13 protein-coding genes are annotated in these 15644 nt (G+C 70.1%); 10 read left to right on the top strand and 3 right to left on the bottom strand.

Annotation, left to right across the window (positions count from 1 at the left end):
* The first annotated feature begins 134 nt into the window (after nucleotides 1-134).
* Complete coding sequence (locus M8J74_RS21900) at nucleotides 135-2111, top strand: ATP-dependent DNA helicase (protein ID WP_058922550.1); 1977 nt, start codon at nucleotides 135-137, stop codon at nucleotides 2109-2111.
* 130 nt (nucleotides 2112-2241) lie between these two features.
* Here the strand turns inward: M8J74_RS21900 and lexA are convergent, their stop codons facing one another.
* The gene (gene lexA, locus M8J74_RS21895) at nucleotides 2242-3021 is read right to left on the bottom strand and encodes a transcriptional repressor LexA (protein WP_058922549.1); all 780 of its coding nucleotides are present in this window, start codon (nucleotides 3019-3021) and stop codon (nucleotides 2242-2244) included.
* A 600-nt stretch (nucleotides 3022-3621) separates the two neighbouring features.
* Here lexA and nrdR point away from each other — a divergent pair.
* The 3 genes from nrdR (at nucleotide 3622) to M8J74_RS21880 (ending at nucleotide 8141) form a co-directional block, all read left to right on the top strand.
* The gene (gene nrdR / locus M8J74_RS21890) at nucleotides 3622-4185 is read left to right on the top strand and encodes a transcriptional regulator NrdR (protein WP_249838067.1); all 564 of its coding nucleotides are present in this window, start codon (nucleotides 3622-3624) and stop codon (nucleotides 4183-4185) included.
* Nucleotides 4186-4348: 163 nt separating this feature from the next.
* On the top strand, nucleotides 4349-7255 hold the full coding sequence (locus M8J74_RS21885) for a vitamin B12-dependent ribonucleotide reductase (protein ID WP_249838066.1): 2907 nt from the start codon (nucleotides 4349-4351) through the stop codon (nucleotides 7253-7255).
* Between the two features lie 175 nt (nucleotides 7256-7430).
* Entirely contained in the window at nucleotides 7431-8141 is a 711-nt protein-coding gene (locus M8J74_RS21880) for a DUF6215 domain-containing protein (RefSeq protein ID WP_249838109.1), read from the top strand.
* A 6-nt stretch (nucleotides 8142-8147) separates the two neighbouring features.
* On the opposite strand, the gene M8J74_RS21875 is transcribed toward M8J74_RS21880, so the two are convergent.
* Nucleotides 8148-8681 carry a TerD family protein gene (locus tag M8J74_RS21875; protein WP_249838065.1) on the bottom strand — a complete coding sequence of 178 codons (534 nt, stop codon included), beginning with the start codon at nucleotides 8679-8681 and terminating at the stop codon, nucleotides 8148-8150.
* A gap of 159 nt (nucleotides 8682-8840) precedes the next feature.
* Between M8J74_RS21875 and M8J74_RS21870 the strand changes: the two genes are divergently transcribed.
* The 3 genes from M8J74_RS21870 to M8J74_RS21860 all read left to right on the top strand — a co-directional run bounded on the left by M8J74_RS21870 (nucleotide 8841) and on the right by M8J74_RS21860 (nucleotide 11144).
* Entirely contained in the window at nucleotides 8841-9446 is a 606-nt protein-coding gene (locus tag M8J74_RS21870) for a YdbC family protein (RefSeq protein ID WP_249838064.1), read from the top strand.
* A 108-nt stretch (nucleotides 9447-9554) separates the two neighbouring features.
* Complete coding sequence (locus M8J74_RS21865) at nucleotides 9555-10214, top strand: histidine phosphatase family protein (protein ID WP_249838063.1); 660 nt, start codon at nucleotides 9555-9557, stop codon at nucleotides 10212-10214.
* A gap of 12 nt (nucleotides 10215-10226) precedes the next feature.
* Entirely contained in the window at nucleotides 10227-11144 is a 918-nt protein-coding gene (locus M8J74_RS21860; protein WP_249838062.1) for an ADP-ribosylglycohydrolase family protein, read from the top strand.
* 316 nt (nucleotides 11145-11460) lie between these two features.
* Here M8J74_RS21860 and M8J74_RS21855 read toward each other — a convergent pair whose 3' ends face one another.
* Nucleotides 11461-13008: an MFS transporter gene (locus tag M8J74_RS21855; RefSeq protein WP_249838061.1), complete on the bottom strand. Its 1548-nt coding sequence runs from the start codon at nucleotides 13006-13008 to the stop codon at nucleotides 11461-11463.
* A 188-nt stretch (nucleotides 13009-13196) separates the two neighbouring features.
* Between M8J74_RS21855 and M8J74_RS21850 the strand changes: the two genes are divergently transcribed.
* From M8J74_RS21850 to M8J74_RS21840, 3 genes are all read left to right on the top strand, one after another.
* A complete protein-coding gene (locus M8J74_RS21850; RefSeq protein WP_249838060.1) occupies nucleotides 13197-13820 on the top strand; it encodes a TetR/AcrR family transcriptional regulator in 624 nt (207 codons plus the stop codon).
* Nucleotides 13821-13900: 80 nt separating this feature from the next.
* Entirely contained in the window at nucleotides 13901-14602 is a 702-nt protein-coding gene (rnhB, locus tag M8J74_RS21845) for a ribonuclease HII (RefSeq protein ID WP_249838059.1), read from the top strand.
* A 68-nt stretch (nucleotides 14603-14670) separates the two neighbouring features.
* Entirely contained in the window at nucleotides 14671-15303 is a 633-nt protein-coding gene (locus M8J74_RS21840) for a hypothetical protein (RefSeq protein ID WP_249838058.1), read from the top strand.
* Nucleotides 15304-15644 lie beyond the last annotated feature (341 nt).

Below are 15644 nucleotides of genomic sequence, written 5' to 3'. Positions count from 1 at the left end.
GGTCCGGACCGAGCGGCGCCGATCCGGCCCGATCCGATGCGAAACCGCGACGGGAGGCTTCCGGTCTTGATCCCGCCCCTTGTCCCCGCCGTGATCACCCGTTTGTCAGTGCCGGGTCGTAGGGTGGTCGCGCTATGACGAAGCCCTCACTCCCCGAACTCCTGCATGCTGCCGTCACTGCCGTCGGCGGTACGGAGCGCCCCGGCCAGGTGACCATGGCCGAAGCCGTCGCGGAGGCGATCGACGACGGTTCCCATCTGCTGGTCCAGGCCGGCACCGGCACGGGTAAGTCGCTGGGCTACCTGGTGCCCGCGCTCGCGCACGGGGAGCGCGTCGTCGTGGCGACGGCCACGCTCGCCCTGCAACGCCAGCTGGTGGAGCGGGACCTGCCGCGCACGGTGGACGCGCTGCACCCCCTGCTGCGCCGCCGCCCGGAGTTCGCGATGCTCAAGGGCCGGTCGAACTACCTGTGCCTGCACCGCCTGCACGAGGGCGTCCCGCAGGACGAGGAGGAAGGGCTCTTCGACCAGTTCGAGGCCGCCGCGCCCACCAGCAAGCTGGGCCAGGACCTGCTGCGGATGCGCGACTGGGCCGACGAGACCGAGTCGGGTGACCGCGACGACCTCACCCCGGGCGTCTCGGACCGGGCCTGGGCCCAGGTGTCCGTCTCCTCCCGCGAGTGCCTGGGCGCCACGAAGTGCGCGTACGGCGCCGAGTGCTTCGCCGAGATGGCCCGCGAGCGCGCCAAGCTCGCCGAGGTCGTCGTCACCAACCACGCGCTGCTCGCGATCGACGCGATCGAGGGCGCCCCGGTGCTGCCGCAGCACGAGGTCCTGATCGTCGACGAGGCGCACGAACTGGTCTCCCGGGTCACGGGCGTCGCCACCGGCGAGCTCACCCCCGGACAGGTCAACCGCGCGGTGCGCCGTGCCGCCAAGCTGGTCAACGAGAAGGCCGCCGATCAGCTCCAGACCGCCTCGGAGGGCTTCGAGCGGCTGATGGAGCTGGCCCTGCCGGGCCGCCTGGAGGAGATCCCCGAGGACCTCGGCTACGCCCTCATGGCGCTGCGCGACGCCTGCCGTACGGTGATCTCCGCGATCGGCGCGACGCGCGACAAGTCGGTGCAGGACGAGGACGCGGTGCGCAAGCAGGCACTGGCGTCGGTGGAGTCGGTGCACGACGTGGCGGAGCGGATCACGAACGGCTCGGAGTGGGACGTCGTCTGGTACGAACGCCACGACCGCTTCGGCGCCTCCCTGCGCGTGGCCCCCATGTCCGTCTCGGGTCTGCTGCGCGAGAAGCTCTTCGCGGACCGCTCGGTCGTGCTGACCTCCGCGACGCTGAAGCTGGGCGGCGACTTCAACGGCGTGGGTGCCTCGCTGGGGCTCGCCCCGGAGGGCACCGAGGGGGAGGACCTTCCGCAGTGGAAGGGCGTCGACGTCGGTTCCCCCTTCGACTACCCGAAGCAGGGCATCCTCTATGTCGCCAAGCACCTCTCGCGCCCCGCGCGCGACGGTGACCGCGCGGACATGCTGGACGAGCTGACGGAGCTGATCCAGGCGGCCGGCGGCCGCACGCTGGGGCTGTTCTCGTCGATGCGGGGCGCGCAGCTCGCGGCCGAGGAACTGCGGTCCCGGATCCCGGAGTTCCCGATCCTCCTCCAGGGGGAGGAGACGCTGGGCGAGCTGATCAAGAACTTCGCGGCCGACCCGCAGACCTGCCTCTTCGGCACGCTGTCCCTCTGGCAGGGCGTCGACGTCCCCGGCCCCAGCTGTCAGCTGGTCGTCATGGACAAGATCCCGTTCCCGCGTCCCGACGACCCGTTGATGAGCGCCCGGCAGAAGGCGGTGGAGGACGCGGGGGGCAACGGCTTCATGGCGGTCGCCGCCACCCACGCCGCACTGCTCATGGCCCAGGGCGCCGGCCGCCTCGTACGGGCGTCGGGTGACCGCGGCGTGGTCGCCGTACTGGACCAGCGGCTGGCCACCGCGCGGTACGGCAGTTATCTGAAGGCTTCGCTGCCGGACTTCTGGTACACCACGGACCGCAACCAGGTCCGCAGGTCGCTGGCGGCGATCGACGCGGTGGCGAAGCAGGCGGAAGCCGAATGAGCGAAGGCCGGTCCGTCGTCACGCCCTGACGGACCGGCCCCGGACAGTGCAGGGCCCCGGAACCGGCGCAGGGGTTCCGGGGCCCGGTCTGAGGGGGGCGGTACCCACGAGGAACCGCCCGCCGCGGCGGTCAGACGCGCCGCAGCACGGCCACCACCTTGCCGAGGATGGTCGCGTCGTCGCCGGGGATCGGCTCGTAGGCGGCGTTGTGCGGCAGCAGCCACACGTGGCCGTCCTCGCGCTTGAAGCGCTTCACGGTGGCCTCTCCGTCTAGCATCGCGGCGACGATGTCGCCGTTCTCCGCGACGGGCTGACGGCGGACGGTGACCCAGTCGCCGTCGCAGATCGCCGCCTCGATCATCGAGTCACCGACGACCTTCAGGACGAACAGCTCGCCGTCGCCGACCAGCTGGCGGGGGAGAGGGAAGACGTCCTCGACCGACTCCTCGGCGAGGATGGGGCCACCGGCGGCGATACGGCCGACCAGCGGGACGTACGACGCGGCGGGCTTGCCGGCGGTGTCGGTGGGCTGCACGGTGGCGCCCTGGTCGGAGCCGCGGACCTCGTAGGCGCGCGGGCGGTGCGGGTCACGGCGCAGGAAGCCCTTGCGCTCCAGTGCCATGAGCTGGTGTGCGACGGAGGAGGTGCTGGACAGGCCGACCGCCTGGCCGATCTCCCGCATCGACGGCGGGTAGCCGCGACGCTGCACCGAATCCCGGATGACCTCGATCACCCGGCGCTGCCGGTCGGTCAGCCCGGAGCTGTCGGCCCGGATCCCTGGAGGTCGGCCCGGCAGGGACCGCTTGTGCGCCTCTGGGTTCGCGGCTTCGTTCATCGCATGCACCGGCTCGAGTCGGCCCTGGGAGCGGTCCTGGGCAGTGATGGTGGCACTGTCTGCGGTGGTGGTCACGTCGGCCCCTCTCGATGGTCTCCCTGCTGGACAACGGTAGTTGCTTTCGAAAGGTTGCGCCAAACACACGTTCGAGTGAAAAAGTATGGATCGCCTGACTTGATCATGTGTCTGGGTGTATGGCTAACGCGTCACCTGGCGGACAAACAGGCGCATTGTTGTACTCTTCACCGCCGGGGCGATGGCCTCGCGGGTCGTCGACCAGTCTGCCATCCGGTATCCCGTCAACCGGGAACGGCCCCCCATCTGTGCGGGAGTCCCACGCCCTCTCCTTGCGGCGCCCACGGTATCTCCGCATGTGCCGGAACGGTACGCCTGTGCGCTGCCGGGTTGTGTGTCGCCGCCCTCCGGGGTTGTCCCGAACGCTTCCGGGTACCCCGTGTCGGGCTCTTCGCACGCGACACGCGGGATGGCCTGGGTTTATGAAACGGGCCCTACATCTAGTGGTTGGATAGCTACAGCAGCCCACAAGTTGTGTTTTTTGCGATCCCCGGTGACTTCGGCACCTCCGAGATCGCCTATGCTTGGGGCTGCTTCGAGGGGCCCGTGAGGCCCAGCGAGGCTATTGAGTCTGCTGTGCCGTGAGGAGGGTTGGAGTTCATGCACTGCCCCTTCTGCAGGCACCCCGACAGCCGTGTCGTCGACAGTCGTACGACCGACGACGGCACGGCGATCCGCAGGCGCCGCCAGTGCCCTGACTGCTCCCGTCGTTTCACGACCGTGGAGACGTGCTCGCTCATGGTGGTCAAGCGGTCCGGAGTCACCGAGCCTTTCAGCCGTACGAAGGTCATCAACGGCGTGCGCAAGGCATGCCAGGGACGGCCTGTCACCGAGGACGCGCTCGCCCAGCTCGGCCAACGGGTCGAGGAGGCGGTGCGGGCCACCGGGAGCGCCGAGCTGACCACCCACGACGTGGGGCTGGCCATACTCGGCCCGTTGCAGGAACTCGATCTCGTCGCTTATCTGCGGTTCGCCTCCGTCTACCGGGCGTTCGACTCGCTCGAGGACTTCGAGGCGGCCATCGCGGAACTGAGGGACGGGGCGCGCAGCGCGACCGCGGACGACGAGGACCGCAAGGACGCTGTCGCGGGGAGCCAGGAAGACGACGGCGGGCCAGGAGGAGGGACCGCGCAGGTCCCCGAGCCCGCCCACGCCGCCGACTGAACGGCGTGCCGGAGAGGGTCAGGGAGCCCGGATCCGGCGGTTCGGCGGCGATGAAGACCTGTTGCGGGCGGTAGCGAGTGGGTGCCCGCAACACCAGACAGAACACCGTGCCTCGGGAACATCGTGGCACTTCAGGGCGTTTTCGCCCGTACAGGGAGGCGGCATGACAGAGACGGCGAGCGGTCCGGCACGGAGTTCCCGCGCCAAGGGCACCAAGGCGGCAGCGAACAAGGGCCTGCGTATCGAGCGCATCCACACCACCCCCGGCGTGCACCCGTACGACGAGGTGAACTGGGAGCGCCGTGACGTCGTCATGACCAACTGGCGCGACGGCTCGGTCAACTTCGAGCAGCGCGGCGTCGAGTTCCCCGACTTCTGGTCGGTGAACGCGGTCAACATCGTCACCAGCAAGTACTTCCGCGGCGCGGTCGGCACCCCGCAGCGCGAGACCGGCCTCAAGCAGCTGATCGACCGCATCGTGAAGACGTACCGGAAGGCCGGCGAGGACTACAAGTACTTCGCCTCTCCCGCGGACGCCGAGATCTTCGAGCACGAGCTGGCGTACGCCCTCCTGCACCAGATCTTCAGCTTCAACAGCCCCGTCTGGTTCAACGTGGGCACCCCGCAGCCGCAGCAGGTCTCCGCCTGCTTCATCCTGTCCGTCGACGACTCCATGGAGTCGATCCTCGACTGGTACAAGGAAGAGGGCATGATCTTCAAGGGCGGCTCCGGCGCCGGCCTGAACCTCTCCCGCATCCGCTCCTCCAAGGAGCTGCTGTCCTCCGGCGGCAACGCCTCCGGCCCGGTCTCCTTCATGCGCGGCGCCGACGCCTCCGCCGGCACCATCAAGTCCGGTGGCGCCACCCGCCGCGCCGCCAAGATGGTCATCCTCGACGTCGACCACCCCGACATCGAGGACTTCATCGAGACCAAGGTGAAGGAGGAGGAGAAGATCCGCGCGCTGCGCGACGCGGGCTTCGACATGGACCTGGGCGGCGACGACATCACGTCCGTCCAGTACCAGAACGCCAACAACTCGGTCCGTGTCAACGACGAGTTCATGAAGGCCGTCGAGCAGGGCGGCAAGTTCGGCCTGCGCGCCCGGATGACCGGCGAGGTCATCGAAGAGGTCGAGGCCAAGGCCCTGTTCCGCAAGATGGCCGAGGCCGCCTGGGCCTGCGCCGACCCGGGCATCCAGTACGACGACACGATCAACCGCTGGCACACCTGCCCGGAGTCCGGCCGGATCAACGGCTCGAACCCCTGCAGCGAGTACATGCACCTGGACAACACGTCCTGCAACCTCGCCTCGCTGAACCTGATGAAGTTCCTCAAGGACGACGGCAAGGGCCACCAGTCCTTCGAGGTCGAGCGCTTCGCCAAGGTCGTCGAGCTCGTCATCACCGCGATGGACATCTCCATCTGCTTCGCGGACTTCCCGACGCAGAAGATCGGCGAGAACACGCGCGCGTTCCGCCAGCTCGGCATCGGCTACGCCAACCTGGGCGCCCTGCTCATGGCGACCGGCCACGCCTACGACTCCGACGGCGGCCGCGCCCTCGCCGGTGCCATCACCTCCCTGATGACCGGCACGTCGTACAAGCGCTCGGCCGAACTCGCCGCGGTCGTCGGCGCGTACGACGGCTACGCCCGCAACGCGACGGCGCACAACCGCGTCATGAAGCAGCACGCCGACGCCAACACCGTGGCCGTCCGCATGGACGACCTCGACACGCCGATCTGGGCCGCCGCCACGGAGGCCTGGCAGGACGTGCTGCGCCTCGGCGAGAAGAACGGTTTCCGTAACGCCCAGGCGTCCGTCATCGCCCCGACCGGCACCATCGGTCTCGCGATGTCCTGCGACACCACCGGCCTCGAGCCCGACCTCGCCCTGGTCAAGTTCAAGAAGCTGGTCGGCGGCGGCTCGATGCAGATCGTCAACGGCACCGTCCCGCAGGCCCTGCGCCGCCTGGGCTACCAGGAGGAGCAGATCGAGGCGATCGTCGCCCACATCGCCGAGCACGGCAATGTGATCGACGCCCCGGGCCTCAAGCACGAGCACTACGAGGTGTTCGACTGCGCCATGGGCGAGCGTTCCATCTCCGCGATGGGCCACGTCCGCATGATGGCCGCGATCCAGCCGTGGATCTCCGGCGCCCTGTCCAAGACGGTCAACCTGCCGGAGTCGGCGACCGTCGAGGACGTCGAGGAGGTCTACTTCGAGGCGTGGAAGATGGGCGTCAAGGCGCTCGCCATCTACCGCGACAACTGCAAGGTCGGCCAGCCCCTCTCCGCCAAGACCAAGGAGAAGGAGAAGGCCGAGGTCACGGAGAAGGCCGAGGCGACCATCCGCGAGACGGTCGAGAAGGTCATCGAGTACCGCCCGGTCCGCAAGCGCCTCCCGAAGGGTCGTCCCGGCATCACGACGTCGTTCACCGTCGGCGGCGCCGAGGGCTACATGACCGCCAACTCCTACCCGGACGACGGTCTCGGCGAGGTCTTCCTGAAGATGTCCAAGCAGGGCTCCACCCTCGCGGGCATGATGGACGCCTTCTCCATCGCCGTCTCCGTCGGCCTCCAGTACGGCGTGCCCCTGGAGACGTACGTCTCGAAGTTCACCAACATGCGCTTCGAGCCGGCCGGCATGACCGACGACCCGGACGTGCGGATGGCGCAGTCGATCGTCGACTACATCTTCCGCCGCCTGGCGCTGGACTTCCTGCCCTTCGAGACGCGCTCCGCGCTCGGCATCCACTCCGCCGAGGAGCGCCAGCGTCACCTGGAGACCGGCTCGTACGAGCAGTCCCTCGACGAGGACGAGGTCGACGTCGAGGGCCTGGCCCAGTCGGCGCCGCGCGCCCAGGAGCTGAAGGCCGTCGCCACGCCGCGTGCCGAGGTTGAGGCGGCCAAGCCCGCCCCGAAGCAGGCGCACACCAGTGCCGAACTGGTGGAGATGCAGCTGGGCATCCAGGCCGACGCCCCGCTCTGCTTCTCCTGCGGTACGAAGATGCAGCGCGCCGGTTCCTGCTACATCTGCGAGGGCTGCGGCTCGACCAGCGGTTGCAGCTGACGCCGGGCGAGCGCGGCTGATCCGGCCGTGAGTGAGAGGGCGGTGGCACCGGGTTTCCGGTTCCACCGCCCTCTTTCGTCGAAAGGCGAAAACTTGTTCCCCTGGCGAGTGCGCACAGGTTAGGCTCCCCCGGCGCACGACCGGCGCGAACGGCAGGGTGGGGAACGTGGGGGACATGGTCGACGGTTTCGCCGACTCCGAAAGAGCAGTGAACAAGCCCGAGAAGGGCATGAGCGCGGGGGCCCAGGCGGTCGCCGCCGTGGTGGTCGTCGGAGGGCTGGCACTGGCCCTGTGGGCGCTCGGGGGGACCTTGGACCAGGGACCCGGCAAGAGCGAGCCGGCCACCTGCGAGGCCGCGCACGACGCCAAGACACCGAAGAGCGTGACCGGGACCCAGCTGTGCACGGCCCTGAACCGCCCGGACCTGCCCGCGCTGCTCGGCACCCCGGACGAGTACGCGGAGACCGCGAACGGCAACGTGAGCACCATGACCTCCGCCGACGGCGGCAAGACCAGCACTCCCGAGGCGGACGTCGACCTGAAGACGTACTCCCTGAGGCTCTCCCTGTCCGACGACGACGTGCCCGTGGCCGACATGGCCGCCTTCCTCGGCGCCACCGCGCAGCGGCGGACCGTCCTCGGACACCCCGCGGTCCTCTACTCGGACCGGACCATCGCCCTCAGCTTCAACCTGGGCGGCGGCAAGGCCAGCAGCGGCCCCGGCGGCGTCGCCAGGAGCCTGCTGGTGGCCAGGGACGCGAAGGACGGCGGCGGCTTCTACGAAGTCTCCCTCTGGCGCCAGGACTTCGCGACCCCCGACGACGCGGCGCTGTTCCGCGTCGCCGAGAAGGTACTGCCGACGGTTCCGGGCTGGCGGGAGGGCTGAGGCGGATCAGGGCTGGTGGGCGCGGCCCATGGTCCGGGTGAAGGTCGCCGGGTCGTCCTCGTGGCCGTGGATCCCGGGACGGAAGTCCCACGCGCCGGACTCGTCGCGGACGAACTCCGCGACCGTCGCCGCCGTCGCGCCCAGTACGTCACCGAAGTCGTCCTCGGCCAGGACGGTGTACCCCTCCCGGATGCGCAGGCCCGGGTTGAGCACGCCGACGAAGGTCCGCTGCTCCGGTTGCGGCTGGATGAGGACGCCGACCACCACGCGCGCGTACCGCTCGCTGAGACGGTCGAGCTCCAGCGTCATGATCTCGTCCCAGCCGAAACCCTTGCCGTCCCGGCTGTCCCGGTTGAGGTAGATGGTTCCGTCGGGCGAACGGCTGTCGAAGTGGACCACATAGGCGGGATCGCCGTACGGGTCGCCCGACGGGTAGGTGGCGGCGACGACGTCCAGATCGGTCGGCGGCTGCCCCGCCGGGCTCGGGTCCCACTTGATCGCGATCTCGACCTTGCGGATCCCCTTGTTGAGGGCGTTCACCAGGTTTCCCCTTCCCCGTTCCCGCGTGTACCCAGTCCGGCCCGAACTGCCGTGCGCACAAGGCCGATTGTCCATCCTGCCACGCGAGCGGGCGGGCGTGCTCCGGAGCAGTCCGCCGGAGCGTGACCCGCGCCACGCTCCTGGCCTTACGATGGCGCGGTGCTGGTCAAGTGGATTCGCTGCACCGTGGTGGACCGCCGCGGGTTCGAGCGGGGGCAGCGAAAGTGGGCGGGGCTTCTGGGGGAGCCGGGGTTTCGGGGACAGGGCGGTGGCTGGAGCCGGGGGCGGCCGGGCGTGGCGCACATCTTCTCCTTCTGGGAGAGCCGTTCCTTCTACGACTCCTTCATGGCGCGTTCCCACGACCGGCTCGCCGCGTCGCAGTCCGGCACGTTCAAGGACACCCAGGTCAAGCTCTTCGACTACCGCTTCGACGTGAAGACCGGCTTCGAGCCGCGCTTCACGGACGCCGACCTGGTGCGCGTGGCCCTGTGCCGCGTCCACGAGGAGCGCGCCGAGCACTTCACCCTGATGCAGGAGAAGGTCTGGAACCCCGCCATGGCCGGCTCGCCGGGCATGATCCGCGGGCTGTTCGGGGAGGCCCCCGGGCACGAGTTCCTGGTGCTCTCGATGTGGCGGCAGGCCGCGGAACACGGCAAGTACCGCGCCGAACGCGTCGAGCGGCTCGCCCTGCGGGCCCAGATCGAGGCGGACGTGGCGGCCCTCAGCGGGGACATCGTGGCGCTCGAACCGACCTGGACGGTGTGAGAACCCGACCCGTCCGGACACGGCTGGTGGTGTGGGAACTGTGTGACCTACGCCGTATGGAGCCCGTACGAGTGAACGATCGGCCGTCACTCGATCTAGGGTTTCCGCATGGCACGACCACGGCGCATCGTCCTTGTCCGGCACGGCGAGTCAACGGGCAATGTTGATGACACCGTGTACGAGCGCGAACCCGATCACGCGCTCGCACTCACCGAGCGCGGCCGGGAGCAGGCGGAGGAGACCGGCAAACGGCTGCGGGAGGTCTTCGGCCGCGAGCGCGTCAGCGTGTACGTCTCCCCGTACCGCCGCACCCACGAGACCCTGCGCTCCTTCCACCTCGACCCCGACCTCATCCGGGTGCGCGAGGAGCCCCGGCTGCGCGAGCAGGACTGGGGGAACTGGCAGGACCGCGACGACGTACGCCTCCAGAAGGCCTACCGGGACGCGTACGGCCACTTCTTCTACCGCTTCGCCCAGGGCGAGTCCGGCGCCGACGTCTACGACCGCGTCGGGGGCTTCCTGGAGAGCCTCTTCCGCAGCTTCGAGGACCCCGACCACCCGCCGAACGTGCTGCTGGTGACCCACGGCCTGGCCATGCGGCTGTTCTGCATGCGCTGGTTCCACTGGACGGTCGCGGAGTTCGAGTCGCTGTCGAACCCCGGGAACGCGGAGATGCGGATGCTCGTTCTCGGCGACGACGGCAGGTACCAGCTCGACCGGCCCTTCGAACGCTGGCGGGACCCGGAGCCGTACGGGATCACCGGATAGAGTGGCGCGCATATGACCCCTGATTCCTCCTCCGCCGGGCGCCTGGAGCGCGCCCTGACCAGCCTCCGCGGACTGGCCGTGGGAGACGCCCTGGGCTCGCAGTTCTTCGTGCCGGCCAACTACCCGCTGCTCAAGCGCCGCGAGCTGCCGCCCGGCGTCTGGCAGTGGACCGACGACACGGAGATGGCCTGCTCCGTGGTCGCCGTCCTCGCCGCCCACGACCGCATCGACCAGGACGCCCTCGCCCACTCCTTCGCCCACCACCACGACTTCGACCGGGGCTACGGCCCCGCCGTGAACCGTCTGCTGCGCCTCGTCCGCGAAGGCGGCGACTGGCGCGAACTGGCCGCCGCGCTCTTCAACGGCCAGGGCTCCTGGGGCAACGGCGCGGCCATGCGCATCGCGCCCCTGGGCGCCTGGTACGCGGACGACCCGGAGCAGGCGACGCACCAGGCGGAGATCTCCGCCTACCCCACGCACCAGCACCGCGAAGCCGTCGTCGGCGCCATGGCCGTGGCGGCCGCCGCCGCGCTGGCCGCCGCGCCCACCGGGCCGCCGAGCCCCCAGGCGCTCCTCGACGGCGTCGTCGCCCTCGTCCCCAAGAGCGCCGTCGGTGCGGGCCTGCGGCGCGCCCGGGACATGCTCGACTACGGCGACCCGGGCACCGTCGCGGCCGTCCTGGGCTGCGGACGGCGTACGACGGCCCATGACACCGTGCCCTTCGCGCTGTGGTCGGCCGCGCGGGCCCTCGGCGACTACGAGCGCGCCTTCTGGACGACCGCCCAGGTCGGCGGCGACGTGGACACCACCTGCGCGATCGTGGGCGGCGTGGTCGCCTCCGCCAGGGCCGGACTGCCTCCGGCGGAGTGGACGGCGCGGACCGAGGCCCTGCCGGCCTGGACACCGGCGGCGCGAGCGGCTTCGGCCTGAGCGGCCGACACGGCAGGCTGAAAACTCTCCGTGTCCGCCGGGAACTCTGCGTGATGGACTGTCCGTTGTGCTGGTGTCGGCCCTGCTGGTGACGGGACGACGTCAGGTGGGTGGCACACGCGGGTCCCGGGGGTGAGTGGGCATGCTGTTCGTGGCTGTGGCTGTGGCTGTGGCTGTGGCTGTGGCAGTGACAGTGGCTGCGTGTGCGTGTGCGTCTTTGTCGTGCGGCGTCGCACGTGTGCGGACGGCCGGACCGGCGTCCTCGCCGTCGGTCCCCTGGACCCGGTCCGGCCGTCCCTGTGCGGGCGGGTTCGGCTCAGCCGATGCCCGGGCCCGCCGTTCCGGCGAGGGCTTCCAGGTCGCTTTTCCGCACCCGGATCACCAGCCAGGCGGTCGCGAGCGCCAGTACGGCCATGGCCGCAGCGGCGATGAAGCCCACCGAGATGCCCTGGGCGAGCACCGCGTGCCCCCACGTACCGGGCAGCTGCTGCGTCTTGGCGAACTCCGCCTTCTGCTCCGGCGATCCGCCGGCGAGGAACTTCGGCAGCTGCTTCGTCGCCTCGTCCCTGCTGGCCGAGCCGAACACCGTCGTCAGGATGGACAGTCCGAGCGAACCGCCCACCTGTTGCATGGCGTTGAGCAGACCGGAGGCCGCGCCCGCCTCGTGCTGGGCGACACCGGAGACGGCGGTCACCGTCAGCGTCACGAAGTTCAGGCCCATGCCGAAGCCGAAGACCAGCATCGGACCGAGCACCCCGCCGGCGTAGGAGCTGTCGGAGCTGATCATGGCCTGCCAGGTCAGGCCGATCACCGCGAGCGCGGAGCCGGTGAGCATGAACGGCTTGGGGCCGAACCGGGGCAGGAAGCGCTGGGACAGCCCCGCACCGAGCGCGATCACGACCGTCACCGGCAGGAAGGCGAGGCCGGCCTGGATCGGGCTGTACCCCAGCACGTTCTGCACGAAGAGCACGATGTAGAAGAACATGCCGAACATCGCCGCGGCCAGGCTCAGCATGATCACGTACGTGCCCGAGCGGTTGCGGTCGGCGAACATCCGCAGCGGGGTGATCGGCTCCTTCGCCCGGGACTCGATCAGCGCGAAGGAGGCCAGCAGGACCACGGCGGCCGCGAAGGACCCGATGGTGAGGCCGTCCCGCCAGCCGTCGTCCGCCGCGCGGATGAAGCCGTAGACGAGCGAGGCCATGCCCGCCGTCGAGGTCACGGCGCCGGCGATGTCGAAGCGGCCCGAGTGGCGTTCGGACTCGTTGATGTAGACCGGTGCGAGAAAGATGATCACCAGGCCGATCGGCACGTTGACGAAGAACACCCAGCGCCAGTCGAGCCACTCGGTGAGCATGCCGCCCGCGAGCAGGCCGATGGCGCCGCCGCCCGCGGAGACCGCCGCGAAGACGCCGAAGGCCCGGTTGCGCTCGGGCCCCTCGGGAAACGTGGTGGTGATGAGCGCCAGCGCGGTGGGCGACGCGATCGCGCCTCCCATGCCCTGCAGGACCCGCGCGGCGAGCAGCTGCCAGGGCTCCTGGGCGAGGCCGCCGAGCAGCGAGGCGAGGGTGAACAGCAGGATGCCGGTCATGAAGACCCGGCGGCGGCCGAGGATGTCGCCGGCCCGCCCGCCCAGGAGCAGCAGACCGCCGAAGGTGAGCGTGTAGGCGCTGACGACCCAGGTGAGGTCGGTCGTGCTGAACTGGAGCGCGTCTTGAATGTGCGGGAGCGCGATGTTCACAATCGTCGCGTCGAGTACCACCATGAGTTGGCAGGCCGCGATGACCGCGAGCGCGACGCCGGGACGGCCGCCCCGGCGAGCCGCACCTGGCTTCTGATCTTTGATCAACTGAGAGGTTGTCACTATGGGTCCCCCACGGAAGCGTTAGTGAACGCTCGCGTTCACTGTCGCGTCAAAGGTAGTGAGTCCCCGATAGTGAACGCAAGCGTTCACTTAAATCGTGTGTCGCGCGGCACGTCCCCCGCTGTCGTCGCGTGACGCATCCCCCGTCCCGTACGTCCCCGCTCACCCGCTCGCTGGAGACAGATCAGATGGTTACCTCGCGCTGGACGGCCGCCCCCGCTCAGGCGGCCTCCCCCCGTCGGCGCGGCGCCGTGCTGGAACGCGCCATCCTCGATGCCGCGCTGGATCAGCTCGGCACGGTCGGCTGGAACGGCCTGACCATGGAGGGCGTCGCCGCCGGCGCCCAGACCGGCAAGGCCGCGGTCTACCGCCGCTGGCCCTCCAAGGAGGACCTCGTCGCGGACGCCCTGCAGGCGGCCCTGCCGCCTATCGAAGAAGTGCCCGATCTGGGCAGCGTGCGCGAGGATCTGCTCCAGTTGTGCCGCCAGGCACGCGACGCGATGTTCTCGCGCCCCGGGTACGCCGTCCGCTCCGTGGTTCACGAGTGCAACCCGGTGCAGGCGGAGCGGTTCCACACCGTGATCTTCGACGGCATCGTGGAGCCGACGCTGAAGCTGCTCCGCGAGGTCATCACACGTGGCATAGCGCGGAACGAGGTGCGGTCCGACGCGGCCAACGGCTATGTCTTCGACGCCATCCCGGCCATGATGATGTACCGCTCCAAGATACGCGGAAGTGAATGGAGCGACCACGATCTCGAAGAGATGGTCGACCAGTTGATGCTTCCGCTGCTCCGGCCGAACAGCGGCTGAGCGGAGCGGGCGGCGATCGTGAGGCGGCTCGGGGAGCCGGGGTGTCGCCGGTGATCCGCGAGGCGTACGCTAAGGGCGCCATGCCGTACGAACCACCCACTCACACCGTCGAGCGCTCCCTTCGCGCAACGACCGGAGCGAAGATCATTGCCGGTGTCGACGAGGTCGGGCGCGGCGCGTGGGCCGGCCCCGTCACCGTCTGCGCGGCGGTCACCGGACTGCGCCGTCCCCCCGAAGGCCTCACCGACTCCAAGCTCCTCACCGTGAAGCGGCGCACCGCGCTCGCCGAGGAACTGCGGACGTGGGTGACGTCCTACGCGCTCGGTCATGCCTCGCACGAGGAGATCGACACCATGGGGATGACGGCAGCCCTGCGGCTGGCGGCGGTGCGTGCCCTGGAGGCTCTGCCGGTCCGCCCGGACGCGGTGATCCTCGACGGCAAGCACGACTACCTGGGCGTGCCCTGGAAGGTCCGCACGGTGATCAAGGGCGACCGGTCGTGCGTCGCCGTGGCCGCGGCCTCGGTGATCGCCAAGGTTCAGCGCGACAAAATGATGGCCGAACTGGGTATCGACCATGCAGACTTCGGTTTTGCGGACAACGCCGGGTATCCGTCGCCCGTGCACAAGGCCGCACTGGAGGTGCGGGGCCCCACCCCGTATCACCGGTTGTCGTGGGCGTATCTTGATGCGCTGCCCCAGTGGCGGCACCTCAAGAAGGTCCGCAGTTGGGCGGACGGAAGCGTTCCGGAGATCGAGGGTCAGCTCGGCTTCGACTTCTGACGATTCCGCTCGCACTCATGTGCCACCCGCCGACGCGAGCCGTACCAACGTTTGATAAACATCAGCTCATGCCTCTCATTCCCGAGGAGCCTCAGATTCACGAGAGTGCCCAGGGTCCCCGCGCCACTTCGGCCAGTGGCCGTACCGCGCCGACCCCTCGCCCCGTACCCGGTCCCCGTCCCGTGGCCCCGCCACGGCCCGGTCGCCCCGGTCCGCTCCGGCCCACCGCGCCGGCGCAGCGTACGTCGCGTGACGTGACCGCGGCCAAGCCCGGGCCTTCGGCCCCGGCCGCCCCCGCCGCGGCTCCGGCGTCCCCGCAGATCCAGCTGATCCCGGCCTCGCCCGAAGGCGCCCTCGACGCCGCCGAAGAGGCCGTGGACCTGCTGCTGGACTCGGGGCGGACGCCCGGCGACGTACTTGTCATCACCACCGGCGAACAGCACCCGTGGGCCGCCCACGAACTGTCCTTCGGTGAAGCCTCCTACTGGGCCCAGCACGACGCGGGCGACGACGTCTTCTACGCGGACGCCGCCGTCGCTTCCCGTGCCGCCGCGCGCCCGGTCGTCGTGGTCGCCGTCAACGGCGGAGACACCTCGACCGCCGCGACGGCGCTGCCGCTGGCCCACGGCCGGGCAGGTGCCCTGCTGATCGTCTGCGGCGACCCGCAGCAGATCAACTCGGTGCTCGGCGCGGGCGTCTGAGCCCGCTCGGGCCCCGTCCGGGTCCGTCCGGAGGACGTCGGCAACGCCGCCCCGAGTGACGGTTGTGCCGCCACGGCGGCACCGGCACGGTGTGTCCCTTGGCGTGCACGGGGGCGGGGTCGGGGCCGGGATGCCCGTGGGGCTTGTTCAGTGGGTGCTTGAGGGCTGTCGCTGTGCGTGCTGAGGGTTGTTGCTGCGGGGCCCGGTGGGTGCGCGGGTGCGGGGGCGTGTGATCCGCGGGTTGCTTGCGGGTGCGCGGGTGCGCGGGTGCGCGGGTGCGTAGCTGCGCGTGCCGTCGTCCGTCGTCACGCCGGGCGCTTTCCGTGGTTGCCTGGGGGGCT

Origin of the sequence: Streptomyces panaciradicis, assembly GCF_023516615.1 — a bacterium.
GTDB lineage: Bacteria > Actinomycetota > Actinomycetes > Streptomycetales > Streptomycetaceae > Streptomyces > Streptomyces panaciradicis.
The sequence above is the reverse complement of the archived record's forward strand: the minus strand, read 5'-3'. Positions and strand labels throughout refer to the sequence as shown.

Bases quoted from the DNA above. Each gene is read 5' to 3' on its own strand.
- M8J74_RS21885 (WP_249838066.1), top strand. From the start codon at position 4,349: ATGACAGAGACGGCGAGCGGTCCGGCACGGAGTTCCCGCGCCAAGGGC.
- M8J74_RS21900 (WP_058922550.1), top strand. From the start codon at position 135: ATGACGAAGCCCTCACTCCCCGAACTCCTGCATGCTGCCGTCACTGCC.
- M8J74_RS21860 (WP_249838062.1), top strand. From the start codon at position 10,227: ATGACCCCTGATTCCTCCTCCGCCGGGCGCCTGGAGCGCGCCCTGACC.
- rnhB (WP_249838059.1), top strand. From the start codon at position 13,901: ATGCCGTACGAACCACCCACTCACACCGTCGAGCGCTCCCTTCGCGCA.
- M8J74_RS21865 (WP_249838063.1), top strand. From the start codon at position 9,555: ATGGCACGACCACGGCGCATCGTCCTTGTCCGGCACGGCGAGTCAACG.
- nrdR (WP_249838067.1), top strand. From the start codon at position 3,622: ATGCACTGCCCCTTCTGCAGGCACCCCGACAGCCGTGTCGTCGACAGT.
- M8J74_RS21880 (WP_249838109.1), top strand. From the start codon at position 7,431: ATGGTCGACGGTTTCGCCGACTCCGAAAGAGCAGTGAACAAGCCCGAG.
- M8J74_RS21840 (WP_249838058.1), top strand. From the start codon at position 14,671: ATGCCTCTCATTCCCGAGGAGCCTCAGATTCACGAGAGTGCCCAGGGT.
- M8J74_RS21850 (WP_249838060.1), top strand. From the start codon at position 13,197: ATGGTTACCTCGCGCTGGACGGCCGCCCCCGCTCAGGCGGCCTCCCCC.